This window comes from Bradyrhizobium sp. KB893862 SZCCT0404 (genome assembly GCF_018130885.1).
GTDB classification, from domain to species: domain Bacteria; phylum Pseudomonadota; class Alphaproteobacteria; order Rhizobiales; family Xanthobacteraceae; genus Bradyrhizobium; species Bradyrhizobium stylosanthis.
In genome coordinates, this window is record NZ_JAFCLT010000007.1 from 312534 (window position 1) to 338488 (window position 25955).

The 25955-nt window shown below is 65.9% G+C and carries 25 protein-coding genes; 15 read left to right on the forward strand and 10 right to left on the reverse strand.

The genetic code is table 11. The features are described 5' to 3' along the window. Nucleotides 1–15: 15 nt before the first annotated feature. Both JQ617_RS26965 and JQ617_RS26970 read right to left on the reverse strand, forming a co-directional pair. Nucleotides 16–777: a hypothetical protein gene (locus JQ617_RS26965; RefSeq protein WP_212028956.1), complete on the reverse strand. Its 762-nt coding sequence runs from the start codon at nt 775–777 to the stop codon at nt 16–18. Nucleotides 778–793: 16 nt separating this feature from the next. Further along, nucleotides 794–982 carry a hypothetical protein gene (locus JQ617_RS26970; RefSeq protein WP_063690905.1) on the reverse strand — a complete coding sequence of 63 codons (189 nt, stop codon included), beginning with the start codon at nt 980–982 and terminating at the stop codon, nt 794–796. Between the two features lie 255 nt (nt 983–1237). On the opposite strand from JQ617_RS26970, the gene JQ617_RS26975 reads away from it, so the two are divergent. Then, entirely contained in the window at nt 1238–2215 is a 978-nt protein-coding gene (locus JQ617_RS26975) for a DUF2336 domain-containing protein (RefSeq protein ID WP_212028957.1), read from the forward strand. A 249-nt stretch (nt 2216–2464) separates the two neighbouring features. Here the strand turns inward: JQ617_RS26975 and JQ617_RS26980 are convergent, their stop codons facing one another. From JQ617_RS26980 to JQ617_RS26990, 3 genes are read right to left on the reverse strand one after another with little or no spacing between them, the layout of a single operon-like run. Continuing rightward, nucleotides 2465–2809, reverse strand: a complete 345-nt coding sequence (locus tag JQ617_RS26980; protein ID WP_212028958.1) for a DUF1491 family protein — start codon at nt 2807–2809, stop codon at nt 2465–2467. 58 nt (nt 2810–2867) lie between these two features. After that, complete coding sequence (locus tag JQ617_RS26985) at nt 2868–3587, reverse strand: peptidoglycan-binding domain-containing protein (RefSeq protein WP_212028959.1); 720 nt, start codon at nt 3585–3587, stop codon at nt 2868–2870. Next, the gene (locus JQ617_RS26990) at nt 3580–5436 is read right to left on the reverse strand and encodes a PAS domain-containing sensor histidine kinase (protein WP_212028960.1); all 1857 of its coding nucleotides are present in this window, start codon (nt 5434–5436) and stop codon (nt 3580–3582) included. The genes JQ617_RS26985 and JQ617_RS26990 overlap by 8 nt, the downstream gene beginning before the upstream one ends. 414 nt (nt 5437–5850) lie before the next feature. Here JQ617_RS26990 and JQ617_RS26995 point away from each other — a divergent pair, with 414 nt between their 5' ends. Next, nucleotides 5851–6294, forward strand: a complete 444-nt coding sequence (locus tag JQ617_RS26995; protein WP_212028961.1) for a DUF5330 domain-containing protein — start codon at nt 5851–5853, stop codon at nt 6292–6294. 69 nt (nt 6295–6363) lie between these two features. Further along, complete coding sequence (locus JQ617_RS27000; protein WP_212028962.1) at nt 6364–6792, forward strand: SufE family protein; 429 nt, start codon at nt 6364–6366, stop codon at nt 6790–6792. A 75-nt stretch (nt 6793–6867) separates the two neighbouring features. Here JQ617_RS27000 and JQ617_RS27005 read toward each other — a convergent pair whose 3' ends face one another. Both JQ617_RS27005 and JQ617_RS27010 read right to left on the reverse strand, forming a co-directional pair. Further along, a complete protein-coding gene (locus tag JQ617_RS27005) occupies nt 6868–7287 on the reverse strand; it encodes a Ros/MucR family transcriptional regulator (protein ID WP_063690921.1) in 420 nt (139 codons plus the stop codon). Between the two features lie 159 nt (nt 7288–7446). Further along, nucleotides 7447–8322 carry a DUF308 domain-containing protein gene (locus JQ617_RS27010; RefSeq protein WP_212028963.1) on the reverse strand — a complete coding sequence of 292 codons (876 nt, stop codon included), beginning with the start codon at nt 8320–8322 and terminating at the stop codon, nt 7447–7449. 318 nt (nt 8323–8640) lie between these two features. Here JQ617_RS27010 and JQ617_RS27015 point away from each other — a divergent pair, with 318 nt between their 5' ends. Together JQ617_RS27015 and JQ617_RS27020 are read left to right on the forward strand one after the other, a co-directional pair. Beyond that, nucleotides 8641–10290: a glycosyltransferase family 39 protein gene (locus tag JQ617_RS27015; protein ID WP_212028964.1), complete on the forward strand. Its 1650-nt coding sequence runs from the start codon at nt 8641–8643 to the stop codon at nt 10288–10290. 194 nt (nt 10291–10484) lie between these two features. Beyond that, nucleotides 10485–11264, forward strand: a complete 780-nt coding sequence (locus tag JQ617_RS27020; RefSeq protein WP_145663372.1) for a class II aldolase/adducin family protein — start codon at nt 10485–10487, stop codon at nt 11262–11264. 210 nt (nt 11265–11474) lie between these two features. Here JQ617_RS27020 and JQ617_RS27025 read toward each other — a convergent pair whose 3' ends face one another. The 3 genes from JQ617_RS27025 to JQ617_RS27035 form a co-directional block, all read right to left on the reverse strand. After that, nucleotides 11475–12869 carry a M20/M25/M40 family metallo-hydrolase gene (locus JQ617_RS27025; protein ID WP_212028965.1) on the reverse strand — a complete coding sequence of 465 codons (1395 nt, stop codon included), beginning with the start codon at nt 12867–12869 and terminating at the stop codon, nt 11475–11477. A 24-nt stretch (nt 12870–12893) separates the two neighbouring features. Further along, the gene (locus tag JQ617_RS27030; RefSeq protein ID WP_249157581.1) at nt 12894–14171 is read right to left on the reverse strand and encodes a glycosyltransferase family 87 protein; all 1278 of its coding nucleotides are present in this window, start codon (nt 14169–14171) and stop codon (nt 12894–12896) included. A 225-nt stretch (nt 14172–14396) separates the two neighbouring features. Further along, nucleotides 14397–16019, reverse strand: coding sequence for a helicase HerA-like domain-containing protein (locus JQ617_RS27035; protein WP_212028967.1), 1623 nt, complete (start codon nt 16017–16019; stop codon nt 14397–14399). A 349-nt stretch (nt 16020–16368) separates the two neighbouring features. Here JQ617_RS27035 and JQ617_RS27040 point away from each other — a divergent pair, with 349 nt between their 5' ends. The 10 genes from JQ617_RS27040 to JQ617_RS27085 all read left to right on the forward strand — a co-directional run bounded on the left by JQ617_RS27040 (nt 16369) and on the right by JQ617_RS27085 (nt 25905). Then, nucleotides 16369–16737, forward strand: coding sequence for a DUF2267 domain-containing protein (locus JQ617_RS27040; RefSeq protein ID WP_212028968.1), 369 nt, complete (start codon nt 16369–16371; stop codon nt 16735–16737). A 24-nt stretch (nt 16738–16761) separates the two neighbouring features. Continuing rightward, entirely contained in the window at nt 16762–17169 is a 408-nt protein-coding gene (locus tag JQ617_RS27045; protein WP_063690935.1) for a DUF4332 domain-containing protein, read from the forward strand. 309 nt (nt 17170–17478) lie between these two features. Continuing rightward, nucleotides 17479–18351: a dihydropteroate synthase gene (gene folP, locus JQ617_RS27050; RefSeq protein ID WP_212028969.1), complete on the forward strand. Its 873-nt coding sequence runs from the start codon at nt 17479–17481 to the stop codon at nt 18349–18351. Next, a complete protein-coding gene (gene folB / locus JQ617_RS27055; RefSeq protein ID WP_211410350.1) occupies nt 18348–18716 on the forward strand; it encodes a dihydroneopterin aldolase in 369 nt (122 codons plus the stop codon). Before folP ends, folB begins: the two co-directional genes overlap by 4 nt. A 1-nt stretch (nt 18717) precedes the next feature. Next, nucleotides 18718–19209, forward strand: a complete 492-nt coding sequence (gene folK, locus JQ617_RS27060) for a 2-amino-4-hydroxy-6-hydroxymethyldihydropteridine diphosphokinase (RefSeq protein WP_063690941.1) — start codon at nt 18718–18720, stop codon at nt 19207–19209. A gap of 81 nt (nt 19210–19290) precedes the next feature. After that, nucleotides 19291–21162 carry a methylmalonyl-CoA mutase subunit beta gene (locus JQ617_RS27065; protein ID WP_212028970.1) on the forward strand — a complete coding sequence of 624 codons (1872 nt, stop codon included), beginning with the start codon at nt 19291–19293 and terminating at the stop codon, nt 21160–21162. Further along, nucleotides 21159–21623 (forward strand): GFA family protein, encoded by a 465-nt coding sequence (locus JQ617_RS27070; protein WP_063690943.1) that lies wholly within the window; start codon nt 21159–21161, stop codon nt 21621–21623. Before JQ617_RS27065 ends, JQ617_RS27070 begins: the two co-directional genes overlap by 4 nt. A 16-nt stretch (nt 21624–21639) precedes the next feature. Continuing rightward, the gene (gene scpA, locus JQ617_RS27075) at nt 21640–23796 is read left to right on the forward strand and encodes a methylmalonyl-CoA mutase (protein WP_212029073.1); all 2157 of its coding nucleotides are present in this window, start codon (nt 21640–21642) and stop codon (nt 23794–23796) included. Between the two features lie 209 nt (nt 23797–24005). Next, a complete protein-coding gene (locus JQ617_RS27080; protein ID WP_212029074.1) occupies nt 24006–24782 on the forward strand; it encodes an RsiV family protein in 777 nt (258 codons plus the stop codon). Between the two features lie 130 nt (nt 24783–24912). Then, nucleotides 24913–25905, forward strand: a complete 993-nt coding sequence (locus JQ617_RS27085; protein ID WP_212028971.1) for a tripartite tricarboxylate transporter substrate binding protein — start codon at nt 24913–24915, stop codon at nt 25903–25905. The last annotated feature ends 50 nt before the right edge of the window (nt 25906–25955 follow it).

A 25955-nucleotide genomic window follows, 5' to 3' on the forward strand; every position in this document is an offset into this window, starting at 1 on the left:
TGCGGCGATGCGCGCTCAGCCCTTCGTGACGACGGCGCGGCCGTAGGGCGGCTGGCTCATGACCGGCGGATTGGCGGTCTGGGCGGCAAGCTCGCCGATCAGGCGGTCGGCGTCGGCGGCCATGCCGTCGGGGGCCTGGATCACCAGGCGCTCCAGCGCCCAGCGATAGGAGGAGACGCGCTGCTCCAGGCACTGCTGCACCCACTGCACGATCAGCGAATTCTCCTGCATGCGCGCGACCGCATCGTCCTTCTCTCGCGGCGAGAGCGCGGAGACGCGCGCCATGCTGGCATCGCGCTTCCTGTCCAGATCGATGACGCGGATCGCGGACGCGAAGAACGGCTCGAAGCGGGTGATGTCGTTGCGGACGTCCTCGATCAGCTGCGCATAGCGCGAGGAATGCGAACGGTGCGGCTCGTCGATCAGCGTGCGGCCGTACATGGTGCGGTCGAACACGATCTTCTGCCGCCACGGAGACGGCAGCGCCTTGTAATCGCCGAACACGCTCTTCCAGGCCGGGCGCGACAGCGGCGGCTCGATCATGGGATAGGCGAGGTCGCGGAGCTGGCGCTCCTCGTCGGTGAGCTGGAATTGCGAGGCCTTCAGGCCGAGGCTGCCGGTGGCCTCCCGGCCCAGCCAGGCATGCATGTCGTCGCTGCGCATGTCGGCGCGGGTGCGGCCGAAATCTCCGCCGCTGCAGGCGCCGAGCGTCGCGCCAAGGAGCGCGAGCAGGAGGGCCGATACGACGGGCCGGATATGGCGGATGCGGTCCGGCATTGCAAAGGCCTGACCGTCAGCGACGGCGACGGCGGCGTCCCGGCGCGGTGCCCTGCTCCGGCCCGCGATCGCCGCTGGTTTCGTCCGCTTCGCGCTCGATGCGGATCACGGGAAGGATCAGAATCGTTCCCATGTCCGCGCGCGGCGTCACGTCCCCCGACGAGCCTACCCGGCGACCGGCCGGAAATTCGATGATGGTCCCCATGTCAGCTCTCTCAATTGCCGCGCGATCAAATACACCCCTGCAACATGGCGCTCATTAAGATCAGTTCATGGTTAACGGGGTGTAAACGAGGCCCCTGGACCGTAACCGCACGGACGACGCCGCGCCGTCCCGTTGCGGCACGACAACGCCTTGAATTGAAGGGTTTGCTTCACGCCTCGTTTTCCTTAACGAGCCTTTAAAGGAACCTGCGCTAGGCTCGCCTCCAAGTATCTTTCCCGAGTTGCGTACGCCTCCATGACCAAGTCGCTGTTTCCCGGATTCGACGGGCTGATGACCCTCTCCCGTCGCGAAGGCGTCGATGTGCGGCCGACGCTGCTGCGCGTCCTGACCGACCTCTATGTCCAGACGCGCGTCCACAGCGACGACGAGCAGCGCCAGTTCATCGAGCTTGCGACACGGCTGATCGACCAGGTCGACGATGCGACGCGCGCCGCCATCAAGGCGAAGCTCGCGATCTATCCGCAGACACCGGTGCCGATCCTGCAGAAGCTCGGGCTGGTCGCGGCCCAGGAAGGCCGCAGGGTTCCGCTCGCACGCGAGATCCCCGCGCCGCCGGTCGCCCCCGCCCCGGCCCGCACGCCGACCGACGCGGAGCTGCGGATGGCCGCGAACATGGCGATGCAGCCGAAGGACGCCGCCGAAATCCACGACATGTTCTTCCGCGCCGCCGCCTCCGAGCGCGCGCTGATCCTGCAGAATCTGGCGCAGACGCCGCTGAAGGCGGCGCCGCGGATTCCGACCGTGCGTGCCAAGCGCGCGATCCAGATCCTGGAAATGGCGGCGATCGCCGGCGACGTCGATAGCTTCACCCTCGAGCTCGGCGACAGCCTGATCCTGCCCTCGCGCGTCGCGGCGCAGATCGTCGACGATGCCGGCGGCGAAGCGCTCGCGGTCGCCGCGCGCGCGCTCGACATGCCAAGCCCGAACTTCCAGCGCATCCTCTTGTTCTTCAAGCCGGCGATCGGCACGTCCGTGAACGAGGTGTACCGGCTGTCGCGGCTCTACGACCGCCTCGACGACCGCTCGGCGCTGGTGATGCTGGCCGCCTGGCGCGGCTCGACGCTCGCGGTGACGCGGGCCAAGTACCAGTCGTCGCTGCACGACGGCGAGCGCCAGCGCGCCCGTGCCGGCGCGAGCCAGACGCGCCCTGGCGTACAGCCCGGCTCCGCGCCCGGGGTGAAGACCGGTACCGGCGGGTCGTCGGATCGCTAGTTCGCCAGCAGGCGCCTCCACAGGCGCGACGTCAGGTCTGCGCTAGCCACGGTCTCGTGCCCCGGACGCAGCGCAGCGCTCCCTAGCGATGCGCTGCAGAGCCGGGGCCCATGCAGCAGCGAGTGCCGTGGCCTGCTGGGTCCCGGCTCTGCGCCGCAACGCCAAGAGCGTTGCAGCGCGTCCGGGACACAAGAGTGATGAATGCCGCTACGCTGCACTCCATCACGGTAATGACAGTGAAGGCAGCCGCTAAGTCTTCGCCAATTCCAGAAAATGCCGCCCGGCACGGTCTTCGGTCTCGACGATCCAGGCATCCGGATCGAAGCGCAGTTCCTTGGTCAGGCGCTCCTCGACGGCCGGCTCCGGCATCGGCTGCGGCGCGGCCGCCACGAAGAAGCGATCGACCGGACGGCCGTCGTCATAGACGGTCTGCGGCGCCGGAACGTAAAGCATCGCATTGCCGTCGAGCAGCGACACCTTGACGAATACCGCGCCCGCTTCCTCGGCGCCGCGGCGGCGCACCGCGCCGAACACGCCCTCGGACTGGCAGCGGCGCAGATAAGCGGAGACCCAGATATTTGATTTCAAACGCATGAATCGGACGATAGGCCAGTGCCGCGATCAGCACCAGCCTTGCGCGCAGCCGTGTCGATTATTCGACGGGATGGCCGATTGCGGCGGCGAGCTCGCGCAGCAGACGGTCGGAGACCTGGCCGGTGACGGGCATCTTGTGCTCGCGCTCGAATTTCTGGATCGCGGATTGGGTATCCCCGCCCATCGTGCCCGTGATCTTCAGATTGCCATAGCCGTATTCGGACAGCGCGCGCTGCACGCCGGCGATGCGCCGCGCGGCCGGGCTTTGCTGCGGGATAGGCGCCGGCGGACGGATCGCGGACGGCGGCGTCGAGGTCGTCGCCTTGACCAGATTGGTCATGGGATCGTTGCCGGCACGCGGCGTCGATGCGGTCGCCTCGACCGGCTTCTCCGCGGGCTTCTCGGCGGCGCGCTCGGCAGGCTTGGGCTCGACGCGAAACTCGGTCGCCTTCGGCTCAAGCGGCGAAGTATCGGCGCCGACGGGGCGCGGACGCGGCATGGGATTGGACAGCGGCACCGACGAGGGCGCCGGAAGATTGATCACGGTGCCGAACATCGGCGCCGGATGGCGACCGGTCTGCAGGAACAGCGCATTGGCGACGATCGCGCCGATGGCGGCGACGGCAACGAGGCCGGCCAGCGTGTCCTTGGGGCTGTGCAGCAGCACGCGCATCACGAGGTTGCGCTCGGTCTCGACGTCGATGACCGCAGCCTTGGCGCCACCCTTGGCACCACGGCGGCGCGGAGCAGCTTCGTCGTTGGCAGACTTCTTAGGCACTTTTCTTCACCGGAGCGGGTTGGTCGTGAAGTTGATCCTGGATGTCCTGGCGCGGCACCGGCGTCAATGTCGCGACCTTGCTCTCAGCCGGCTTGCCATCGAAGGGTTTGGCTTGCGGCGGCGTGTAGACGAGCGGCAGCTTGACGGTGACGGCGGTGCCCTCCCCCAGCCTGCTTTGTACTGTCATTTCGCCGAGATGCAACGCCACGAGACTCTTGACGATGGAGAGCCCGAGGCCGGTGCCTTCGTGACGGCGCTGGTAGGTCTTGCCGGCCTGGAAGAACGGCGCGCCGATGCGCTTGAGGTCGTCGGGTGCGATGCCGACGCCGGTGTCGCTGATGCGCAGCGTGAGCTGCGAGGCCGACACAGAGGCCGTCACGGAGACCTGACCGCCGCGCTCGGTGAACTTGATGGCGTTGGCGACGAGGTTGAGCACGATCTGCTTGAACGCCCTGGGATCGCCGGTCATGACCGGCAGGTCCTGCGGCGCATCGGTGACGAGATCGACGCCGTTCTCCCGCGCCTTCAGCGCCAGCAGATTGCAGCAATGCAGCAGCGAGGCGCGCGGCGCGAACGGCTCCGACGCGATCTCGAAATTGCCCGATTCCATCTTGGACATGTCGAGGATGCCGTTGACCACCGAGAGCAGGTGTTGGCCGGAATCATTGATGAGCTGGGCATATTCCTTGCGCTGGCCGGCGCCCAGCATCAGGGTCTGCTCCTGCGCGATCATCTCGGAGAAGCCGATGATGGCATTGAGCGGCGTGCGCAGCTCGTGGCTCATGGTGGCGAGGAAGCGCGTCTTGGCAGCATCCGCGGCTTCCGCCGCGCTGCGCGCCTGGTCGAGCGCCTGCTCGGACAGCTTGCGATCGGTGATGTCGCGCATCACGGCGACGACCTCCGCCTCGCGGGAGGGATCGCGGCCGAGATCCTGGTCGAGCGGCCGGCAGCGCATCTCCACCCAGATGAAGTCGATCTGGCCGCGCTCCGAGCCCGCAGGCTCGCGCCGCAACCGGAACTCGACGCTGCGCACGTCGCCGCGCGCGGCATCGGACAGCGCCGTGAGATAGGCGGGACGATCGGCGACATGGACGCGGTCGAACAGGCCGTGGCCGTGCAACTGCGTCACCGACATGCCGAGCATGGCCTCGACGGCCGGCGAGATGAACTGCACCGCGCCGTTGCGCTGATGCCGGGAGATGACGTCGCTCATGTTGCGCGCGAGCAGGCGATAGCGCTCCTCCTCGCGCGACAGCAGCGCAACGCTGGTGCGCGCGAGCGATTCCGCGCCGAAGGCAAGGCCCGCGGCATAAAGAGTGGCCGAGGCGACGCCGAAGGCCATCAGCACGCCGCGCTCGGCAGTGCCGGGCTCCTCCACCGGCAGCCAGCCGAGCTGGCTAACCAGGATCAGCATGCCGGCGCAGGAGAGCGCGAGCAGCGAGGCGAAGGCCGCGACGCGGCGCGAGGCCGACAGCGCGGCTTCAAGCGGCACCACGACCAGCCAGACCGCGGCGAACGAAGCGATGCCGCCGGTGGTGATTGCGACCGCCATGATCAGGCCGGCGAGCGCCAGCGACGACAGCACATGGGCGCCTTCATAGCGGCCGGTGCGCGACAGGAACCAGGACAGCATGATCGGCGCGATCAGCCAGGCAAAGGCGGCGACCTCGACCGCGCTCGGCGCGCCACGCATGGCAAGATAGACGGGAAATGCGGCGAACGCTGCCAAGCTGCCGAGCAGCCGCGGCGCCATGAAGGCACGATGGCGCGCTCGCGTCAGCGCATCGTAACGCGCGGAGGGATGCAGCAGCGCATCGAGACAATCGCGGATGATACTCAAAACTGTCACGGGTCTCGCGCTTCGGCTCAATCGTCTTGAGAAGACGCGCCGGGAACGCCTCCTTGTCGTTGAGCCACCGTGTCAGAGCGACCTTAAACGAGTGCTAAGGCGGCGCGGCATGCAGCCGGACACCATGTCGTCGCGACGCTTTTTAGACGATTTGACGACGTCTTCGGCGAGGATGGTGAACACAGGGTTTCACCGTCCACCGCATGGTTTCGAATTGGTGGATGCACGGGCGCCGGAAGGCCACGGGCCCCTCGCATCAATGGAAAATTTACGAGACCGCGTTTTGCAAAGATTTTTGCGTAAATTTTCCGCGAATTAAGCTCAAGGCAATCACTTGCGATTTATCGAGAGTTGCTAGGTCCGAACTCCTCGCGGAGATCGCCGCGGCGGGATCTAACATACAGGTCGACAAGGATGCGCTTTCTGCTCCGCATCACATTCTGGCTCGGGCTGGTGCTGGTGCTCCTGCCGCGGGACAAGACGCCCGAATCGGACAAGCTGCCGCAGATCGGCGCTGCCGACGCGGTGCAGGCTGCGACCGCGGCCGTCTCCGACATGACCCAGTTCTGCAAGCGCCAGCCGGCGGCCTGCGAAGTCGGCGGCCAGGCCGCGACCATCATCGGCCAGCGCGCGCAGGACGGCGCGAAGAAGCTCTATCAGATCATCAACGACAAGAAAGAGCAGATCACCAACGAGAAGAACGACGGCGGCAAGACCGACACGAAGAAAGCGCCCGACCACACCGGCTCGATCGCGATGGCCGGCGAAGGCGACGCTGCCGCTGGCGAGGCGCCGCGCGATACCCTGAGCCAGGACGACCTCGCGCTGGAATGGCGCGGCCCGCAGCCTGCGAATTAGGCTCCAAATCCTATCGATTTCGGGACTTCGCATCCCTATATTGGCCTGAACGGGGAACCCTAGGCCAACATGACGACGATCGACGACATCAGGGACAATTTCGAGCTTCTGGACGAGTGGGACGACCGCTACCGGTACGTCATCGAGCTCGGCCGCACCCTGGAACCGATGCCGGAAGCGGAGCACTCTGCCGAGAACAAGGTCAACGGCTGCGTCAGCCAGGTCTGGCTGCAGAAGTTGGTCGACCGCGACGGCGGTGCGCCGATCCTCAGATATCGCGGCGACAGCGACGCCCATATCGTGCGTGGGCTGGTCGCGATCGTGCTCGCGCTCTATTCGGGCCGCTCGCCGCAGCAGATCCTCGATACCGACGCGATCGCCGTGTTCAACGAGTTCGGCTTCCGCGATCATCTGACGCCGCAGCGCTCGAACGGGCTGCGCTCGATGGTCGAGCGCATCAAGACCGATGCGAAAGAGGCGCTGGCGGAAGCGTCCTAGACTCTCGCCACTCAACAAGAATTCGTGGGCATGGCGCTGCGCGCCTTTGCCCACCCTACGAGATCTCGAGCTGGGCTACTTCCCCTTCTTCCGCTGCTGCTGCCCTAGCCCCATCTGCTTGGCGAGTTGCGAGCGGGCCACCGCGTAGTTGGGCGCGACCATGGGATAGTCGGCCGGCAGGCCCCATTTCTCGCGATACTGCTCCGGCGTCATGTTGTACTGGGTGCGCAGATGGCGCTTCAGCGACTTGAAGCGCTTGCCGTCTTCGAGACAGACCAGATAGTCGGGCGCGATCGACTTCTTCAGCGACACCGCAGGCTTTGCCGGTTCGAGCGGCGCCGCCTCGGTGCGGCCCGTGGAGACACGCACCAGCGCGCCGTGAACCTGGCTGATCAGGTTCGGAATCTCAGCGGCCGGCGTCGGGTTGTTGCCGAGATAGGCCGACACGATGCTCGCCGTCAGCTCGATGAAATTCTTAGCCCCGGCATCCGACATGGGCCGCCCCTTCCCTGGACCTTGCGCCGCCTGGGATTGACGACGCCAAAGTATTCCGTGTCAACAATACGTTCGGCGAAAATACGACGACTGGCGAATATGGGCCGAGGACTGACCAAACAACAAGAACGGCCGCGCTTTACTTGGCCGCGGCAGTTGTCATGACCGCTGGTCGAGATGCGCGCGCAACTCGTCGATCGAGGCAAAGCGCATCATGCCTTCCGGCATCTGGGCTTCGATCGAACCGTCGGAATAGAGCGAATAGGCCATGCCGTCGACGATGCCGGACTTGAGCACCGTCACGGACGGCTGCTCGGGCGCCGGCTCCGGCTCGGGTGCAGGCGGTGGTGACGGCGGGGCAGCCTCGGTGAAGGTCGAGGGTGAGCGCGGCGGAGGCGGCGGACGGCGTGCGGCAGCCGGCGGTTCCGGCGGGCGCATCCGGTCCGGCTTCGGCCAGGCGTCGTCGAAGCTCGCGGGCGGCGCGTCCGCCGCGGCAGGTGCGGCGGGCTCTGCCGGCGACGGCGGGCCCTCGGAGGCCTTGGCCTCCGCACGCTCGCGCTCCTTGCGCGAGGTCGAGGCGAACATCAGGTTGCGCCGGCGCGGCGCTTCCGGAGCTGCGGGCGGCGCCGGAGGTTGAGGTTCCGCTGGCGGCTCGGCACGCGGCCGGTCGCGCATGGGGATCTCGCCTTGCCATGGCGGCGTCGCAGCCGGCGACGGCGGAGCGGCCGGCTCGGCCCGCATGGCGGGGGGCGCCGGCTCGGGCGCGACTGCGCCCGGCACCGCGAGGCCCGGCAGCACGGGCCTGACCCGAACCTCGGACGGCGCGACGGAGCCGGCCAGACGGCGCGCGATGCCCTTCAGCTCCGCGATCACGACGTAGAGGCCGGCCAGTAACATTCCGGAGCAGACGCCAATGGTGCCGGAGATTATGAGGGTGCTGCCGAGACTGAATTCCCTGACGGAAAAGCCAAACGCGACCGCAAGGAGGCCCGCCACGACGGCGACGATGCCCGCGATCAACAATGCCAAGGTCATCGAACCCACCCCAGGCCGCGCATCCACACGCGACATCCTCTAACTCTACGCCACGATACCGTCATACTGTGTTCCTCGCCAACGGCGAATTGTTGGCAGCGTTCCTAAAGAGAAGGAAATCAGGGACTTATTCACATTCCCTTCAGCTACGAATCGCTACTGCTAGTCTGCTCCCGGTTGCAAGGAATTGCTGCGTCGCATCAGGAATTTAGCCATAATGCCCAATTACTTGGTAATGGAACTGCGCTATACGGAGTCCGGGGAAATGGCCCGCGCGCACCAGCTGGGCCAAGAGGGGATTCCGGGTCACCAATAGCCATGACATCCATCACGACTTCGGCGATCGACACGCCTCTGCGGCGCTCGGTTGAACGGACTTGCGACGATCTCGCCATGCTGGTGCTGGCCGCGGTCGCCGTCATTGCGGGCTTGACCTTCCGCGACTACGGACTTGGCTGGGACGATTACACCCACGCTGAATATGCCGACCTGCTGCTGCGCATGTTCGGTTCCGGTTTCAAGGACACCGCGGCGCTCTCCTTCGCCAATCTCTATATGTATGGCGGCGGCTTCGACATGGTCGCCGCGTTGCTGCACAAGGTCATTCCGCTCGAGCTGTTCGAGACGCGCCGCCTGGTCGGCGCCATCGTCGGCGTGATCGGGCTTGCGGTGACGTGGCGGCTCGGCCGCCGCATCGGCGGGCCCCTTGCCGGCCTCGCCGCGCTCCTGCTGCTCGCGCTGTGCCCGATCTTCTACGGCCACATGTTCATGAACCCGAAGGATGCACCCTTCGCGGTCGCGATGATCATCCTGATGCTCGGCCTCGTCCGGCTCGCCGAGGAATATCCGCAGCCCTCGCCGCGCACGATCCTGATCGTCGGCCTGGGCGCCGGCCTCGCGCTCGGCACGCGCATTCTCGGCGGCCTTTCGCTGGTCTACGCGATGATCGGCTTCATCCCGCTGTTCCTGGAGGAGCTGCGCACCGAGGGCCTGCGCGAGTCGGTCCGCCGCTTCGCGCACGTCGTCTACGTGCTGCTGCCCGGTCTCGTGTTCGGCTATCTCGTGATGGGCCTGATCTGGCCGTGGTCGATCATGGAGCCCGGCAATCCCTTCGAGGCGCTGACCTACTTCTCGCACTTCTTCGAGAAGCCGTGGAAGGAGATGTTCGACGGCGCGATCGTGTCGGTGCCCGACATGCCCTGGTCGTATCTGCCGACGCTGTTCGCGCTGCAGCTGCCCGAGGTGATGCTGGTGCTGATGGGCGGCGCCGTGGTCAGCACCTTCGCGCTGCTGCCGCGCGGCGACGTTCCGGCCCGCCGCAAGACCATCCTGCTGATGCTGACGCTGGCCGCGACGCTGCCGCTCGCGATCGCCATGGTGAAACGTCCGGCGCTCTACAACGGCATCCGCCACTTCGTCTTCGTGATCCCGCCGATGGCGGTGCTCGGCGGCGTCGCCTTCGGCTGGACCATGGAGCGCCTGCGCGCCAACCACCGCACCTGGCAGCCGGTGGTGCTCGCGACCTTCTGCTTCGGCCTCGCGCTCTCGCTCGCCGAGATGATCCGGCTGCATCCCTATCAATACACCCATTTCAACCACATCGCCGGCACCGTGCGCGCCGCCGACGACCGCTTCATGCTGGACTATTGGGGCCTCGCGCTGAAGCAGGCTTCCGACGAGCTGCGTGAGCAGCTGGTCGAGCGCCAGGAAGTGCCGCCGGCCAACCGCAAATGGAAGGTCGCGGTGTGCGGTCCGCAGCGGCCGGCCCAGGTCGCGCTCGGGCCCGACTTCACCATCGGCTGGGATTCCAACGCGGCCGACTTCGCCATGACGCTCGGCGAGTTCTATTGCAAGGGCCTCACCGCTCCCGTGATGGTCGAGATCAAGCGCGACGACGTCGTGTTCGCCCGCGTCTACGACATCCGCGGCCGCGGCATTTCCAGCCTGTTGTCGATCCCCGCGCCGTAAGAAATTTCCTCTGGAGTCGTAGCTCCGTAGCCCGGATGTAGCGCAGCGAAATCCGGGTCCCCTCCTGGAGCGGCCCCGCATTCCGCTGCACTCCATGCGGGCTACGCTGAACTGCCGCGCTTTGCCCGCCTTGCTGCACGCTCCAACCACGTCTACGCTCCCTCTCCGCAACAACGAGGTTCGGAGAGATCACCATGTCACCAGCAGAAGCGCGCCTGAAGGAAGTGCCGTCGAACATGACGGAGGCGGAGTGGCAGCAACGGGTCAATCTGGCCGCCTGTTATCGTCTCGTCGCGCTGTACGGCTGGGACGACCTGGTCGACACCCACATCTCCGCGCGCGTGCCCGGCCCCGACCATCACTTCCTGATCAATCCCTACGGACTAATGTTCGACGAGATCACGGCCTCCAGCCTCGTCAAGGTCGACCTGCACGGCAACCAGCTCTCCGAGAGCGAGTACAGCATCAACCCGGCCGGCTTCACCATCCATTCGGCGATCCACGAAGTGCGCGAGGACGCGATCTGCGTGCTGCATCTCCACACCCTCGACGGCACCGCGGTGTCGAGCAGCGCCGAAGGCCTGCTGCCGCTGAACCAGACCGCCCAGCTCGTCACCCACGATCTTGCCTATCACGACTATGAAGGCATCGCGCTCGACCACGACGAGCGGCCGCGGCTGCAGAAGGACCTCGGCGACCACAACCACATGCTCCTGCGCAACCACGGCACGCTGACGGTCGGCCGCTCGGTCGCCTCCGCTTTCGAGCGCATGTACCATCTCGAGCGCGCCTGCTCGATGCAGGTGCGCACCCGCGCGCTGGGAACGCCGGTCTATCCGGTCGAGGAGATCGCGATCGAGAAGAACACCGAGCTGCTCGCCAACCGCGACCGCGCCGAGCTGCGCGCGACGAACCTCGTCTGGCCGCCCTTGCTGCGCAAGCTCGATCGCGAGCTGCCGGGCTACCGGTCTTGAGATTTTCACGAATTTGGTGTAGGGTAGCTCCCAACTAACCTCTACGCCTTTTGGAATGAAACGCCGCCCAATTCCGGGCGGCGTTTTTATTTTGGGGCTATCGTAGGGTGAATAGGGTAGGCAAAGCGAAGCGTGCCCACGTTCTTCGTAATCATGGAGAGGTGGTGGGCACGGCGCTGCGCGCCTTTGCCCACCTTACGGCAGCTCGGCCTACTTCACTTCTGCGAGCGCGGCGAGGATGCGGGCCCACGAGCGAATGCCCTTCTGGAAACTCCTCAAATCGTACTTCTCGTTCGGCGAGTGGATGTTGTCGTCGTCGAGGCCGAAGCCGACCAACAGCGAGTCCAGGCCCAGCGTGCGCTTGAAGTCGGCGACGATCGGGATCGAGGCGCCCGAGCCCATCAGCACGGTCTCCTTGCCCCATTCCTCCGTCAGCGCCTTGCTGGCGGCGGCGAGCGGCTTCATGTTCCAGTCGAGCGCGACTGCGGGCGCGGAGGAGTGGTCGCCGAACTCGACCTTGCAATCGCCGGGAAGGCGGGCCGTCACGTAGTCGCGGAAGGCCTTGCGGATCTTCGCGGGGTCCTGCCCCTCGACAAGGCGGAACGAGACCTTGGCGGACGCATGCGAGGGGATCACCGTCTTGGAGCCCTCGCCGATATAGCCGCCCCAGATGCCATTGACGTCGCAGGTCGGACGCGAGGAGGCCTGCTCGATCAGCAGGCGGCCCTTTTCACCTGCCGGGATCGACAGGCCGATCGGCTTCAGGAACATCTCCGGAGTCAGGTTGAGCTTCTTCCACTGCTCCAGAATATCGGGCGGCAGATCCTTCACCCCGTCGTAGAAGCCGGGGATGGTGATGCGATTGTCGTCGTCGAACAGGCCGCCGAGAATTTTGGTGAGGACCCGGATCGGGTTCATCGCGCTGCCGCCGAACACGCCGGAATGCAGATCGCGATTGGCGGCGGTGATCTTCAGCTCTTCATAGAGCAGGCCGCGCAGCGAGGTCGTGATCGCCGGCGTGTTGCGGTCCCACATGCCGGTGTCGCAGACCAGCACGTAGTCGGCCTTGAACTCGTTCTTGTTGGCCTCGATGAACGGCACGAAATTCTTCGAGCCGACCTCCTCCTCGCCTTCGATCAGGAAGGTGATGTCGATCGGCAGCGAGCCCGTCACCTTCTTCCAGGCGCGGCACGCTTCGACGAAGGTCATGACCTGGCCCTTGTCGTCCTCGGCGCCGCGCGCGACGATGATCTTGCGGCCGTCGGCGTGGTCGGTGACCACCGGCTCGAACGGCGGACGGTGCCAGAGATTTTCCGGATCGACCGGCTGCACGTCGTAATGGCCGTAGAAGATCACATGCGGGCGTCCGCTTGCGGCGGTCTTGCCGACGATGGCGGGATGGCCGGCGGTCGGCCGCACTTCGGTGGCGACGCCGAGGCTCGCGATGTCCCCGGCGAGATGGTCGGCCGCCGCCTTGCAGTCATTGGCAAAGGCCGGATCCGCGGAGATCGACTTGATACGCAGCAGCGCGAACAGGCGCTCCAGGCTGTTGTCGAAGTCCTTGTCGATGTGATCGAGCACGGATTGAAGCTGGGCATTGGCCATGGCCGGATTCCTGACTTTTGAGTCCTAGGGTGGCTGGGGTTGTAACGCCGCTGCGGCGCCGGAGCCAGCCGCAACCGAGGGATGGCGGATGTGCCATGCAAGCGCACCCGCCAGGATGGCGGTGGCGAGAAGGTTATTGCCCCAGGCCTGGATGACGTTCGGAAACGGCGGCAGCGACAGCAGCATGAGAATGCCGGCGGCGGCGAGCGCAAGCCAGGTTCCCAGCCGCACATTGACCCGCTCGTCGAAGGCGGCGCGATGCATCAGCACCGTCATCGGGAAGAACAGCCACATGAAGTAGTATTGCCGCGCGAGCGGCGATGCCACCGTCATCAGGCAGAACAGGATGCCGAGCTCCTCGGCATCCGAGCGCGCCGTCCGCCGTCGTTGCGACGGCATGACCGCAACGTAACCGAGCCCGAGCAGCACCGAGACGGCCAGCACGATCAGGTTCGCCGTCTTGTAGTCGACGTCGATGACATTCATCGTGCGCGGCGGCTTGTTGGGATCCTCCTGATTGTAGTTGATCGGCCGGACCAGGCGATGCGTGACCGCAATGATGGACTGGTTGACCCACGACCAGTTCTGCTCCTCGCGCTGGCCAAAGCCCTTTTCCGAGCTCGAGCCGACCATGCCCTGATACCAGGTCTTGATCTCGGCCGCGTTGCGCTCGAAACCGCGGATCGGCGCCGGCACGACATAGAGAAGAATACCGGTGAAGACGACCGTCGCGGCGGCTGCGGCCCACTTCCTCCGCCAGACCAGATACGGCAGCACCGCGATCGGAAACACCTTGATGGCGGTGGCGAGCGCGAACATGAACCCTGCGAGCCAGGAGCGCTGATGCTGCAAGCACCAGAAGCCGTAGAGCATCATCGCCAACAGGACGAGATTGGGCTGGCCGAGGTCGAACATGTCGAACACGAAGGTCACGGTGACGAAAGCCGGCAGCGCCTCCAGCCAGGGGCCGGGCTTGCGGCCCGAGCCGGTCATGACGTTGGAGAGAATCCCGGTGTACCACCACGCCATCGCATTCAGGATCGACAGCACAATGTAGAGCGGGACCTTGCCGAACCAGCTCGGGATCGCGAGCAGGATCGCCGGCAGCGGCGGATAGATGAATTCGAACTTGTAGCCGAAGTCGCTGGGATAGAGGTCCCCGCCATGCAGCACCTGCTGCCCGGCCCAATACCACAGCGCATAGTCCTTGGTCTTGCCGTGGCCGAAGATCTCGGGGACGAGAACGTCGGCGGTCAGGATGAGACAGCAGAGCAGGAAAAGCAGGTCCAGCGGCGCACGCAACGAGAGGCGTCTCGGCGCATCCGGCTTGGGAAATGGGTCTGTCGAGGCCACAAAATAAGGTCCGGTCGGGCGAAGGCACAGGACGTAGCAGACCGCGGAAGGCTTGCGCAGCCCCCTCACCTGAAATTGTGATGGTCGTGATGGGCCAAGGCGACCGCAGCGTCATGCCCAGGCATGACGCCCCTCTGCGATGAAGCGAGACTGCCCCCAAACAGGGCGCGCTGCCTACCGGCGCAGCAATCCGCCGAGCGCGCCGCGCACCAGGGTACGGCCGATCGAGCCGCCGAGCTGGCCGCCGATCGACTTGCCGACATTGGCGGCCAGCCCGCCGATCACCTGGTTGGTCACCGATCGCGTCACGTCGCGCGCGATGACCTGTCCCGTCGACAGGCGGCCGCGCTTGACATTGGTGCCGAAGATACCGCCGACGATCGAGCCGATCTGGCCGAGGATGCCGCCGCCGCTTTCGCCGGCCGGACCGTCGGCCGTCGCCGCGGTGCCGGCAATGCGCTTCTGAATCATCTCGTAAGCGGATTCGGAATCGACTGCGATGTCGTATTTGCCCTTCACCGGGCTCGCATCCATGATCGCCTTGCGTTCTTCCGGCGTGATCGGCCCAATCCGGGCCGATGGCGGCCGGATCATGACACGCTCGACCATGGCCGGCGTGCCGTTGCCTTCGAGGAAGGACACCAGCGCCTCGCCCTTGCCGAGCTCCATGATCACCTTGGCGGTGTCGAGCTTCGGGTTGGGACGGAAGGTCTGGGCCGCGGCCGCAACCGCCTTCTGGTCGCGCGGCGTGAAGGCGCGCAGCGCATGCTGCACCCGGTTACCGAGCTGTCCGAGCACGCGGTCCGGCACGTCGATCGGATTTTGCGTCACGAAGTAGACGCCGACGCCCTTGGAGCGGATCAGGCGCACCACCTGCTCGATCTTGTCCATCAGCGCCTTGGGCGCATCGTTGAACAGCAGATGGGCCTCGTCGAAGAAGAACACCAGCTTCGGCTTCGGCAGGTCGCCGGCCTCGGGCAGCTCCTCGAACAGCTCCGACAGCATCCACAGCAGGAATGTCGCATAAAGCCGCGGGCTCTGGAGCAGCTTGTCGGCGACCAGGATGTTGACCATGCCGCGACCGTCACGGTCGGTCTTCATGAAGTCCTTCAGCGTCAGCGCGGGTTCGCCGAAGAATTTGGTGCCGCCCTGGTTCTCCAGCACCAGGAGCTGGCGCTGGATGGTCCCGACGGTGGCCTTGGTGACGTTGCCGAAACCCTGCGCCTCCTTCTTGATGTCGCTGAGCGGGCTCTCCTCGGCGTCCGCCCCCTTCTTGCCGGCCTCCGGCACGATGGCGTCGAGCAGCGCGCGCAAATCCTTCATGTCGATCAGGGTGAGCCCGTTGTCGTCGGCGACGCGGAAGGCGACGTTGAGCACGCCTTCCTGCACATCGTTGAGGTCGAGCATGCGCGCGAGCAGCAACGGCCCCATCTCGGTGACGGTCGCCCGCACCGGGTGGCCCTGCTCGCCGAACACATCCCAGAACACCGTCGAGAACTGATCAGGCTGGAATTTCAGCCCCATCTCGGTGGCGCGCTTGACGATGAAATCCTTGGCCTCGCCGACCTCGGAGATGCCGGAGAGGTCGCCCTTGATGTCGGCGGCGAAGACCGGGACACCGGCGCGCGCAAATCCTTCCGCCATGACCTGCAGCGATACCGTCTTGCCGGTTCCGGTTGCGCCGGTGACGAGGCCGTGGCGATTGGCCAGCGCCAGCGTCAGCCATGCCTGCTCGTCTCCCTTGCCGACGAAGATCTTGTCGTCGGTGTCGCCGAGCGTGCTGTCCTGTGCGGTCATACTTCTCTCTGATCTCTCTGCCGAGTTTCGCGTATTGAAACTCGAATGCACCAGTTCCGTAGTTTAACGCATCTCACGCGCCGATTAAAACCGTTCAACGCGGCCCGAGCATGCGACATTGTCGGAAACAGCCGGACGCCATCAGCCGAAAGTAGGAACGAGGCGTTCGCACCGCGGCAATTTCCTGCTGATTCCATCTCCGCTCTTGCATCGCTGCAACACTTTTCGCGCGTTCGGGAATGAATCGGAACGTTGGCCGCGTTCATCGCTTGTATTTCACATCGCACCGGCTCAAGATCATTTTCGAAAACAATACTCCGGCATGTGAACCGGCTGAGGGGCAGGCCATATGGACGAGCTGATCGGACGGCTGGCGACGAACGCCAGCATAGATAGTGCTGTCGCTGAAAAGACCGTCGGCATTATCCTGGGCTTCCTCCGCAACGAGGGCCCTGCCGAGAACGTCGAAGCCCTGATCAATCAGATTCCCGGTGCGGAAGCGGCGATCGAGGCGTCCAAGAGCGGCGGCGGCGGACTGTCGCGGCTGATGGGCGGCGGCCTGATGGCCGTCGGCACGCGTCTGATGGGGCTGGGCCTCGGCATGTCCGAGATTCAGTCCATTGCCCGTGAACTTTTCCGCTACGGCCGAGACAAAATCGGAGCGGATCAGATGGGCAAGATCATCGCGGGGACGCCGGGCCTCAGCCAATTCGCCTGAGCGACGCTTTTCATATCGAGTATCATGACATATCCGATCTCAGAGATTGAGGGTCTGCCTGCCTTTGCCGCCAACAAGCTGAAGGCGCAGGGCATCCGCACCACCGACGCGCTGCTCGAGGCGGCCTCGACCGTGAAGGGCCGCAAGGCGCTGTCCGCCAAGACCGGCATCAGCGAGCAGCTGCTGCTGGAATGGGCCAACGTCTCCGACTACATGCGCATCCCCGGCATGGGCCGGGCCAAGGTCGGCCTCGTTCGCGCCGCCGGCGTCACCACCGTGCGCGAGCTCGCCTATCGCAATCCGGCGAGGCTCGCCCAGAGCATGCGCGAGGCCAACGAGAAGAGGAAGCTCGTCCGCATCCTGCCGTCGGAGAAGTCGGTCGGCGACATCATCGCCAAGGCCAAGAAGCTGCCGCCGAAGATCACGTACTAATCCTTATCTTGCCCCCGTCATCCTGAGGTGCGAGTGGCGCGATGCAAAGCATCTCGCCCGGAGCCTCGAAGGATGTACGGCCGAGCTGCCGGCTAGGCCGTCGCCCTTCGAGGCTCGCTGCGCTCGCACCTCAGGGTGACGGTGAGGAAGCGGCGCTTGTAGCCCGGATGAGCGTAATCCAGGGCCGGACTATCCACACCGCGCGAGCGCCCGCGGGGGACGCCCCCCGGATAGCGCTCCGCTTCATCCGGGCTACGAAGACAACGTCCCGCCTTGAACTCCCCCTCCCCGACCGCTAAAGCCACCGGCATGAACGCCTCGCCCTCCCCCTCCGTCCCGCCGGCCGGCTCGGCCGGGGCTGACGTGCTGCGGACGCTCGTGGGGCGGCCGATTCCGGCGGTGATGGGCGTGCTCAACGTCACCCCGGACTCCTTCTCCGACGGCGGCGCATTCATCGCGCCCGAGCAGGCATTGGCGCGGGCACGGGCGATGGTTGCCGCCGGGGTCGACATCATCGATATCGGCGCCGAATCCACCCGGCCCTATACCGGCGCCAAGGCCGTCACGGCCGAAGAGGAGCTGGCCAGGCTGAAGCCGGTGCTCGCAAGCGTGGTTGCGCTCGGCGTTCCCGTCTCGATCGACAGCATGAAGGCGGAGGTCGTGGCCTTCGCGCTCGACCAGGGCGCGGCGATCGCCAACGATGTCTGGGGCCTGCAGCGCGATGCCGCCATGGCGCCGCTGATCGCCGCGAAGGGCGTGCCCGTCATCGTCATGCACAACCGCGACAGCGTCGATCCCGCCATCGACATCGTCGCCGACATGAAGGCCTTCTTCCTGCGCTCGCTGGATACCGCCGCGAAGGCCGGCCTCGCGCGCGACAAGATCGTGCTCGATCCCGGGATCGGCTTCGGCAAGACCGCCGAGCAGAGCTTGACCGCGCTGGCGCGCTTGCGCGAGCTCGACATCTTCGGCCTGCCGATCCTCGTGGGCGCCTCGCGAAAACGCTTCATCGCCTCGGTGTCGCCGTCGGAGCCGAAAGAGCGGCTCGCCGGCTCGATCGCCGCGCATCTGATCGCCGCGCAACGCGGCGCCAGGATCATCCGGACCCACGACGTCGCCGAGACCCTCCAGGCCCTGCGGGTCGCGAACGCAATCGAGAGCAAGCCAGAGAACACGCAATGACCGATACGATCTTCGTGACCGGATTGTCGATCCATGCCCGCCACGGCGTGATGGATCACGAAACCGAAGTCGGCCAGCGCTTCGTCATCGATCTCGAACTCTACACCGATCTGTCGGAGCCGGCGCGCACCGATCGGCTCGCCGACACGGTGTCCTACGCCGAGGTCGTGGCGACCACGACGGCGGCGTTCAAGAACACCAATTACAAGCTGCTGGAGCGCGCGGCCGGCGCGGTCGCCGATGCCATCCTGTCGCACTTCCCGCGCATCCGCGCCGTCAAGATCACCGTGCACAAGCCGCACGCGCCGATCGCGGCGATCTTCGACGATGTCGGCATCATGCTGACGCGCTCGCGGCACCCCTGATATGGCAAGCGTGCTGATCGCACTCGGCGGCAATGTCGGCGACGTCCGCACGACGTTCAGGAAGGCGATCGCCCATATCTGCGGCATGGCGCAAGCCGCGGTGATCGCGCGCTCGTCCGACTATGCGACGCCGCCCTGGGGCGACGAGGACCAGGATCCCTTCATCAATGCCTGCGTCGAGATCGAGACCGATCTCGATCCGCACGCGTTGCTGTTCGTGATGCAGAAGGTCGAGCAGAAATTCGGCCGCACGCGCGACAAGGAGCGGCGCTGGGGGCCGCGCACGCTCGATCTCGACATGATCGCCTATGACGATGTGTCCTTGCACAAGCCCGACCTGACGCTGCCGCATCCGCGCCTGTTCGAGCGTGCCTTCGTGCTGGTGCCGCTGGCCGAAATCGCGCCCGACCGCGTCATCGCAGGCATTCGTGTGCGTGACGGGCTTGCCAGCGTCTCGACGCAAGGCATTGAGCGGCTTCCGGATACCGGTTAACTGAAAACAACCGTTTGCAGGGGCGGCCCGGCGTGGCAATTTCGCCTGCGAACAACAAGATTTTCGGGAGCCCCTGGCCGTATGACCTCCGTGACTGACGACCTGCCGCTGGCGGCGGATTTTCCCAAGGCATCGGCCGAGGACTGGCGCAAGCTGGTCGACGGCGTGCTGAAGGGCGCGCCGTTCGAGAAGCTGGTCGGCAAGACCTATGACGGCATCAGGATCGATCCGCTCTATCCGCGCGCCAAGGGCGTTGCGCCCGTCGCGGGCCGGCCGGCGGCCGCGCCCTGGCAGATCGTGCAGCGGATCGACCATCCCGATGCGACGCTCGCGAATGCGCAGGCCTTGCAGGATCTGGAGAATGGCGCGACCGGGCTCGCGCTGGTGTTCGCCGGCGCCAACGGCGCTCGCGGTTTCGGCCTGGAACCTTCGGCCGATGCCGTCGCAAAGGTCTTGAAGGACATTCATCTCGATGCCGGCATCGGGATCGAGCTCGAGATCGGTCCGCAGTCACGGATGGCGGCGATCCATGTCGCGGAATATGTGAAGAGCGCCGGTCTCGATCCCGCCGCCTGCAATATCCGTTTCGGGCTCGACCCGCTCTCGGCGGGCGCGGTGTGGGGCCATAGCCCGTACACCTGGGAGGAGATCGCGCCTGCCGTCACCGGTGCGATCAAGGGCCTTGCAGCGCTGGGCTTCAAGGGACCGTTTGCCTCCGCCGACGGACGCGTGATCCACGATGCCGGCGGCTCCGAGGTGCAGGAGCTGGCCTTCGTGCTTGCCTGCGGCGTTGCTTATCTGCGCGCGATCGAGGGCGCCGGCATTCCGCTCGAGCAGGCTCAGGGCATGGTCTATGCGCGGCTCGCCGCCGACGCCGACCAGTTCCTGACCATGGCGAAATTCCGTGCGCTGCGGCTGCTGTGGGCACGCATCGAGACGGCCTGCGGGCTCGCGCCCAAACCGCTGTTCATTGCCGCCGATACGGCCTGGCGCATGCTGACGCAGCGCGACCCCTATGTGAACATGCTGCGCGCGACGATGGCGACGTTCGCCGCGGGGCTCGCCGGCGCCAACGCGATCACCGTGCTGCCGCATACGCTGGCGCTCGGCCTGCCCGATCCGTTCGCGCGCCGCGTGGCCCGCAACACCCAGCTTCTGCTGCTGGAGGAAAGCAACCTCGCCAAGGTCAGCGATCCCGCGGCGGGTGCCGGCGGCATCGAGACGCTGACCGCGCAGCTCTGCGACGCCGCCTGGGCGCTGTTCCAGGAGAGCGAGAAAGCCGGCGGCGCCTTCGCTGCGCTCCAGCAAGGCGTGTTCCAAAGCAAGGTCGCCGCAGCCCGCAAGGCGCGCGATGCGAACATTGCCAAGCGCCGCGACGTGCTGACCGGCGCCAGCGAGTTTCCGAACCTGCATGAGAGCGAGACGGCGGTGCTGAAGGCGACGCCGGTCGCGCTGCCGCCTTACGGCGAGCAGAAATACAAGTTCGATGCGCTGCCGCCGATCCGGCTGGCGGAACCGTTCGAAGCGCTGCGCGATAAATCCGATGCGGCCCTGAAGGCGCGCGGGGTGCGGCCGAAGGTGTTCCTCGCCAATCTCGGCACGCCCGCCGATTTCACGGCACGCGCGACTTTCGCCAAGAGCCTGTTCGAGGCCGGCGGCATCCAGGCCGTCGACAGTGAGGGTTTTAGCGATCCAGCCAAGTTGGCCGCCGCGTTCAAGGTCTCGGGCGCCGAACTCTCCTGCGTTTGTTCCAGCGACAAGGTCTATGCGGAACACGCCGAGGCCGCGGCGAAGGCCCTGCAATCGGCAGGCAGCCGACATATCTATCTGGCAGGCCGCCCGACCGATGCCGAGGCGGCACTGCGGGCCGCCGGCGTCACGGGTTTTGTCTTCGCCGGGGACGATGCGCTTGCCACGTTGCAGGACGCTTATCGACGGATGGAACAGGCATGACCGAAGCCAGCAAACCCGTGCTCACCGGCGGCTGCCAATGCGGCGCGATCCGCTTTGCGCTGACGGCGACACCGAACAAGATTTCGATCTGCCATTGCCGGATGTGCCAGAAGGCGAGCGGCGCGCCGTTCGCCTCCTTTGCCGATATCAACCGAACCGACTTCGCCTGGACCAAGGGCCAACCGTCGTTCTTCCGCTCCTCCTCGATCGCCGATCGCGGCTATTGCGCGGCCTGCGGCACGCCGCTGAGCTTCGGGCGCATCGACGGCGAGCGGATCGAGATCATGACCGGCGCCTTCGATCGCCCTGACCACGTGGTGCCGACACGGCAGTACGGAACGGAATCCCGCCTCGGCTGGGTGGTCGGCATCGCCAACCTGCCGAGCCAGACCACGCAGCAGAATTACGGGCCGGAGAAGATGGCGACCATCGTCAGCCATCAGCACCCGGACCATGATTGATGATATGGTTGAAGCCATGAGCCGCATTCCCAATTTCGCAAACGTCGCCTTCGAGCGGACCGCAACCACCGCGCCGTCAGGCAGCGCCGAGCCGTGGCTGACGCCTGAGGGCATTCTGGTGAAGCCCGCCTATGGCGAGGCGGATCTGGCCGGGCTCGATTTCCTCGAGACCTATCCGGGCATCGCGCCCTATCTGCGCGGCCCCTACCCGACCATGTATGTCAACCAGCCCTGGACCGTCCGGCAATATGCCGGCTTCTCCACGGCGGAGGATTCCAACGCGTTCTACCGCCGCAACTTGGCTGCCGGGCAGAAGGGCCTTTCGGTTGCCTTCGATCTCGCCACCCATCGCGGCTATGACAGCGACCATCCGCGCGTCGGCGGCGACGTCGGCATGGCCGGCGTGGCCATCGATTCCATCTACGACATGCGCACGCTGTTCGCGGGAATCCCGCTCGACCAGATGAGCGTGTCGATGACCATGAACGGCGCGGTGCTGCCGATCCTCGCGCTCTATGTTGCGGCCGCCGAGGAACAGGGCGTGCCGCCGGAGAAGCTCTCAGGCACCATTCAGAACGACATTCTGAAAGAGTTCATGGTGCGCAACACCTATATCTATCCGCCCGCGCCATCGATGCGGATCATCTCGGACATCTTCGCCTACACCTCGCAGAAGATGCCGAAGTACAATTCGATTTCGATCTCCGGCTATCACATGCAGGAGGCCGGTGCGACGCAGGACCTCGAACTCGCCTACACGCTCGCCGACGGCGTCGAATATCTCCGTGCCGGTCTTGCCGCGGGCCTCGACGTCGACCGCTTCGCGCCGCGGCTGTCGTTCTTCTGGGCGATCGGCATGAACTTCTTCATGGAAGTCGCCAAGATGCGCGCCGCACGCCTGCTCTGGGCGAAGCTGCTCAAGACGTTCAATCCGAAGGACCCGCGCTCGCTGTCGCTGCGCACGCATTCACAGACTTCGGGTTGGTCGCTGACCGCGCAGGACGTCTTCAACAACGTCATGCGCACGACCGTGGAGGCGATGGCGGCGACGCAAGGCCACACCCAGTCGCTGCACACCAACGCGCTCGACGAGGCGCTGGCGCTGCCGACGGATTTCTCGGCGCGCATCGCCCGCAACACCCAGCTGTTCCTGCAGCAGGAGAGCGGCACCACCCGGATCATCGATCCCTGGGGCGGCTCGTACTACGTCGAGCGGCTTACGCGCGACCTCGCGGCCAAGGCCTGGGGACACATCCAGGAGGTCAAGGAGCTCGGCGGCATGGCCAAGGCGATCGAGGCCGGCGTGCCCAAGCTGCGCATCGAGGAGGCCTCGGCGAAGACCCAGGCCCGCATCGACGCCGGCAAGCAGGCGGTGATCGGCGTCAACAAGTACAAGCCGACCGACGAGGCGCCGATCGACATCCTCAAGGTGGACAACACCAATGTCCGCCGGCTGCAGATCGACAAGCTGACGCGGCTGAAGAGCGAACGCAACCAGACGGACGTCGATGCCGCGCTCGCCGCGATCACGCGTTCGGCCGGCGAAGGCAACGGCAATCTGCTGGCGCTCGCGATCGACGCCGCGCGCGCCAAGGCGACAGTCGGCGAAATTTCGAATGCGATGGAGAAGGTGTTCGGCCGCCACCGCGCCGAGATCAAATCCATCACCGGCGTCTACAAGCGGGAGGCGTCCAGCATGGGCAACCAGGTCGAGAAGGTTCAGGCGCTGATCGATGCGTTCGAGGAGGCCGAAGGCCGCCGCCCGCGCATCCTGGTCGCCAAGATCGGCCAGGACGGCCATGACCGCGGCCAGAAGGTGATCGCCTCGGCATTTGCAGACATCGGCTTCGACGTCGACATCGGGCCGCTGTTCGCGACCGCCGACGAAGCCGCGCGGCAGGCGGTCGAGAACGACGTGCACATCCTCGGTGTCTCCTCGCTCGCCGCCGCCCACCTCACCGCGGTGCCCGAGCTCAAGGCCGCACTGAAGAAGCAGGGCCGCGACGACATCATGATCATCGTTGGCGGCGTGGTGCCGCCGCAGGACTACGACGCGCTCTACGCGGCCGGCGCCGAGGCGATCTTCCCGCCCGGCACCGTGATCGCAGACGCAGCGGAGGAGCTGATCCGCAAGCTCAACGCGCGGCTCGGGCATAGCGAGGCGGCGGAGTAAACCCGCCGCCGCGTGGGCGCTTTCAGCCATCAAACCGGCAGGCATGCTGCCGCGACCAATCTTGCGACCCGGTGTTCGCGTTCCGCGTTCGGCGCCGGTTCATCTTGTGTGCTTATGATTGCGTGCCGGCGTGACCTGTCGGCAGATCGAAATGGAAATGCGGGGGTACTGAAGTGAGATATCGTGCAAGCGCGCGCGCCGGCCTGGCCCTGCGCACCATCGCCGTCCTTTCGGCCATCACAATCATCTCCTTCGCCTCTCCTTCCCTCGCCGCCGATCGGAAGCCCGATGCGGTTCTCAAGAACAAGAACATCGAGGCACGTGTCCTGCTCGATGACCCGATCAAGGCGGAAGCGGCGCTCGCGGCCGATTCTCTCGCAGAAGGGAGAAAGTGGCTGGACAAGAGCGCGGCGGAAGCGGCCGCCACGCACAAGACCGACCCGATCCTCTTCAGGGATGGCGGCTGGGACTTCGAGCGCAAATATTCGATCCGCTCGGTCGTCGCCGACCGCTATATCAGCGTGCTCCGCAACGACTACACGGACACCCACGGCGCGCATCCCAACTCCGACGTCAACACGATCCTGTGGGACAAGACCGAGAACAAGCGCATCTCGATCCGTCCATTCTTCATTGAGACTGCCGACGACGGCCCGGCGATGAAGGCGATACTGAAAGCCGTGATCGCCTCGCTCAAGATCGAAAAGAAAAAGCGTGATGTCACCGACACGCCGGCCGACGAGCCCTACAAGGATCTCAAGGCAAGTCTCCTGAAGATCGGCGCGGTGACGCTCGCGCCGTCGACCGAGGCCGGGAAGAGCTCTGGCCTCACCTTCCACTATCCGCCCTACGCCGTCGGTGTCTATGCCGAGGGCGCATATGTCGGTTTTGTGCCGTGGGAGACGCTAAAGCCCTATCTCACGCCCGAAGGGTTGCGGGTCTTCGGCGGCAAGCGGCCGAAGGGCGACGAGGACGATGGGCAGTAAGCCCGTGTTGCCCCGCCAACGTTGCTCACAAGGCGTTGGTAGCGCTACCTTGCAGCCGTGCTGCAAAGCCGACTAGAATGCCGCCATTGACAAGAGCGCCCGGTGTCACGGGCGCCGCTGGGAGGCATTGATGTCCAAGATTTCGCGCCGCACGTTTGCGGCCTCCACCGCTGCAGTTGCAGCATCCGCCGCATTCGGCTTCAAGCCGGCACTTGCGCAGGCCTATCCGGCGCGCCCCGTCACCGTGATCGTGCCCTGGGGCGCCGGCGGCGGTACCGACGCGACGGCGCGCATTGTCGCAGCCTTGCTCGAAAAAGATCTCGGCCAGCCCTTCAACGTGGTCAACCGCACCGGCGGCTCCGGCGTGGTCGGCCATAGCGCGATCGCGACCGCACAGCCCGACGGCTACACCATCGGCATGCTCACGGTCGAAATCTCGATGATGCATTGGCAGGGCCTCACCGACCTGACGCCGAGGAGCTACACCCCGCTCGCCCTGATGAATGAAGATCCGCCGGGCATCCAGGTCTCCTCGTCCTCGCCCTACAAGACGGTGAAGGAGCTTGCCGAGGCCATCAAGACGGCCCCTCCCGGCAAGTTCAAGGCCTCCGGCACCGGCCAGGGCGGCATCTGGCATCTGGCGCTGGTCGGCTGGATGCAGGCAATGGGCCTGCCCGCCAACCAGGTCGCCTGGGTGCCGTCGAACGGCGCGGCCCCCGCGATGCAGGATCTGGCCGCCGGCGGCCTCGACCTCACCACGTGCTCGGTGCCGGAAGCGCGCGCCATCATCGAGGCCGGCAAGGCCAGGAGCCTCGCCATCATGGCGCCGGCGCGCAACCCGATCTTCAAGGACGTGCCGACGCTGAAGGAGGCGATGGGCATCGACTACGCCACCGGCGCCTGGCGCGGCATCGGCGCACCGAAGAACCTGCCGCCCGAGATCGCAGCCAAGCTCACCGCCGCGCTGAAGAAGGTCTACGACTCCGCCGAGTTCAAGGACTTCATGAGCAACCGTGGCTTCGGCACGGTGTGGGGCGATGCCGGCCAGTTCGCGGGCTTCATGGACAAGGGCGACGCCCAGATGGGCGAAGCAATGAAGGCCGCAGGCCTGAGCAAGGCGTGATCTGCGCCTACGATGCTCTGATCGCCTCTCCCCGCGCGCGGGGAGAGGGA

What these genes read in the sequence shown, in the direction of transcription:
- JQ617_RS27010 (WP_212028963.1), bottom strand. Translation starts at nt 8,322, where the DNA reads ATGACCTTGGCATTGTTGATCGCGGGCATCGTCGCCGTCGTGGCGGGC.
- JQ617_RS27000 (WP_212028962.1), top strand. Translation starts at nt 6,364, where the DNA reads ATGACGACGATCGACGACATCAGGGACAATTTCGAGCTTCTGGACGAG.
- JQ617_RS27065 (WP_212028970.1), top strand. Translation starts at nt 19,291, where the DNA reads ATGACCTCCGTGACTGACGACCTGCCGCTGGCGGCGGATTTTCCCAAG.
- JQ617_RS27005 (WP_063690921.1), bottom strand. Translation starts at nt 7,287, where the DNA reads ATGTCGGATGCCGGGGCTAAGAATTTCATCGAGCTGACGGCGAGCATC.
- JQ617_RS26970 (WP_063690905.1), bottom strand. Translation starts at nt 982, where the DNA reads ATGGGGACCATCATCGAATTTCCGGCCGGTCGCCGGGTAGGCTCGTCG.
- JQ617_RS27025 (WP_212028965.1), bottom strand. Translation starts at nt 12,869, where the DNA reads ATGGCCAATGCCCAGCTTCAATCCGTGCTCGATCACATCGACAAGGAC.
- scpA (WP_212029073.1), top strand. Translation starts at nt 21,640, where the DNA reads ATGAGCCGCATTCCCAATTTCGCAAACGTCGCCTTCGAGCGGACCGCA.
- JQ617_RS27020 (WP_145663372.1), top strand. Translation starts at nt 10,485, where the DNA reads ATGTCACCAGCAGAAGCGCGCCTGAAGGAAGTGCCGTCGAACATGACG.
- JQ617_RS26975 (WP_212028957.1), top strand. Translation starts at nt 1,238, where the DNA reads ATGACCAAGTCGCTGTTTCCCGGATTCGACGGGCTGATGACCCTCTCC.
- JQ617_RS26980 (WP_212028958.1), bottom strand. Translation starts at nt 2,809, where the DNA reads ATGCGTTTGAAATCAAATATCTGGGTCTCCGCTTATCTGCGCCGCTGC.
- JQ617_RS27085 (WP_212028971.1), top strand. Translation starts at nt 24,913, where the DNA reads ATGTCCAAGATTTCGCGCCGCACGTTTGCGGCCTCCACCGCTGCAGTT.
- JQ617_RS26965 (WP_212028956.1), bottom strand. Translation starts at nt 777, where the DNA reads ATGCCGGACCGCATCCGCCATATCCGGCCCGTCGTATCGGCCCTCCTG.
- JQ617_RS27035 (WP_212028967.1), bottom strand. Translation starts at nt 16,019, where the DNA reads ATGACCGCACAGGACAGCACGCTCGGCGACACCGACGACAAGATCTTC.
- JQ617_RS27015 (WP_212028964.1), top strand. Translation starts at nt 8,641, where the DNA reads ATGACATCCATCACGACTTCGGCGATCGACACGCCTCTGCGGCGCTCG.
- JQ617_RS27040 (WP_212028968.1), top strand. Translation starts at nt 16,369, where the DNA reads ATGGACGAGCTGATCGGACGGCTGGCGACGAACGCCAGCATAGATAGT.
- JQ617_RS27045 (WP_063690935.1), top strand. Translation starts at nt 16,762, where the DNA reads ATGACATATCCGATCTCAGAGATTGAGGGTCTGCCTGCCTTTGCCGCC.
- folK (WP_063690941.1), top strand. Translation starts at nt 18,718, where the DNA reads ATGGCAAGCGTGCTGATCGCACTCGGCGGCAATGTCGGCGACGTCCGC.
- folB (WP_211410350.1), top strand. Translation starts at nt 18,348, where the DNA reads ATGACCGATACGATCTTCGTGACCGGATTGTCGATCCATGCCCGCCAC.
- JQ617_RS26995 (WP_212028961.1), top strand. Translation starts at nt 5,851, where the DNA reads ATGCGCTTTCTGCTCCGCATCACATTCTGGCTCGGGCTGGTGCTGGTG.
- folP (WP_212028969.1), top strand. Translation starts at nt 17,479, where the DNA reads ATGAACGCCTCGCCCTCCCCCTCCGTCCCGCCGGCCGGCTCGGCCGGG.
- JQ617_RS27070 (WP_063690943.1), top strand. Translation starts at nt 21,159, where the DNA reads ATGACCGAAGCCAGCAAACCCGTGCTCACCGGCGGCTGCCAATGCGGC.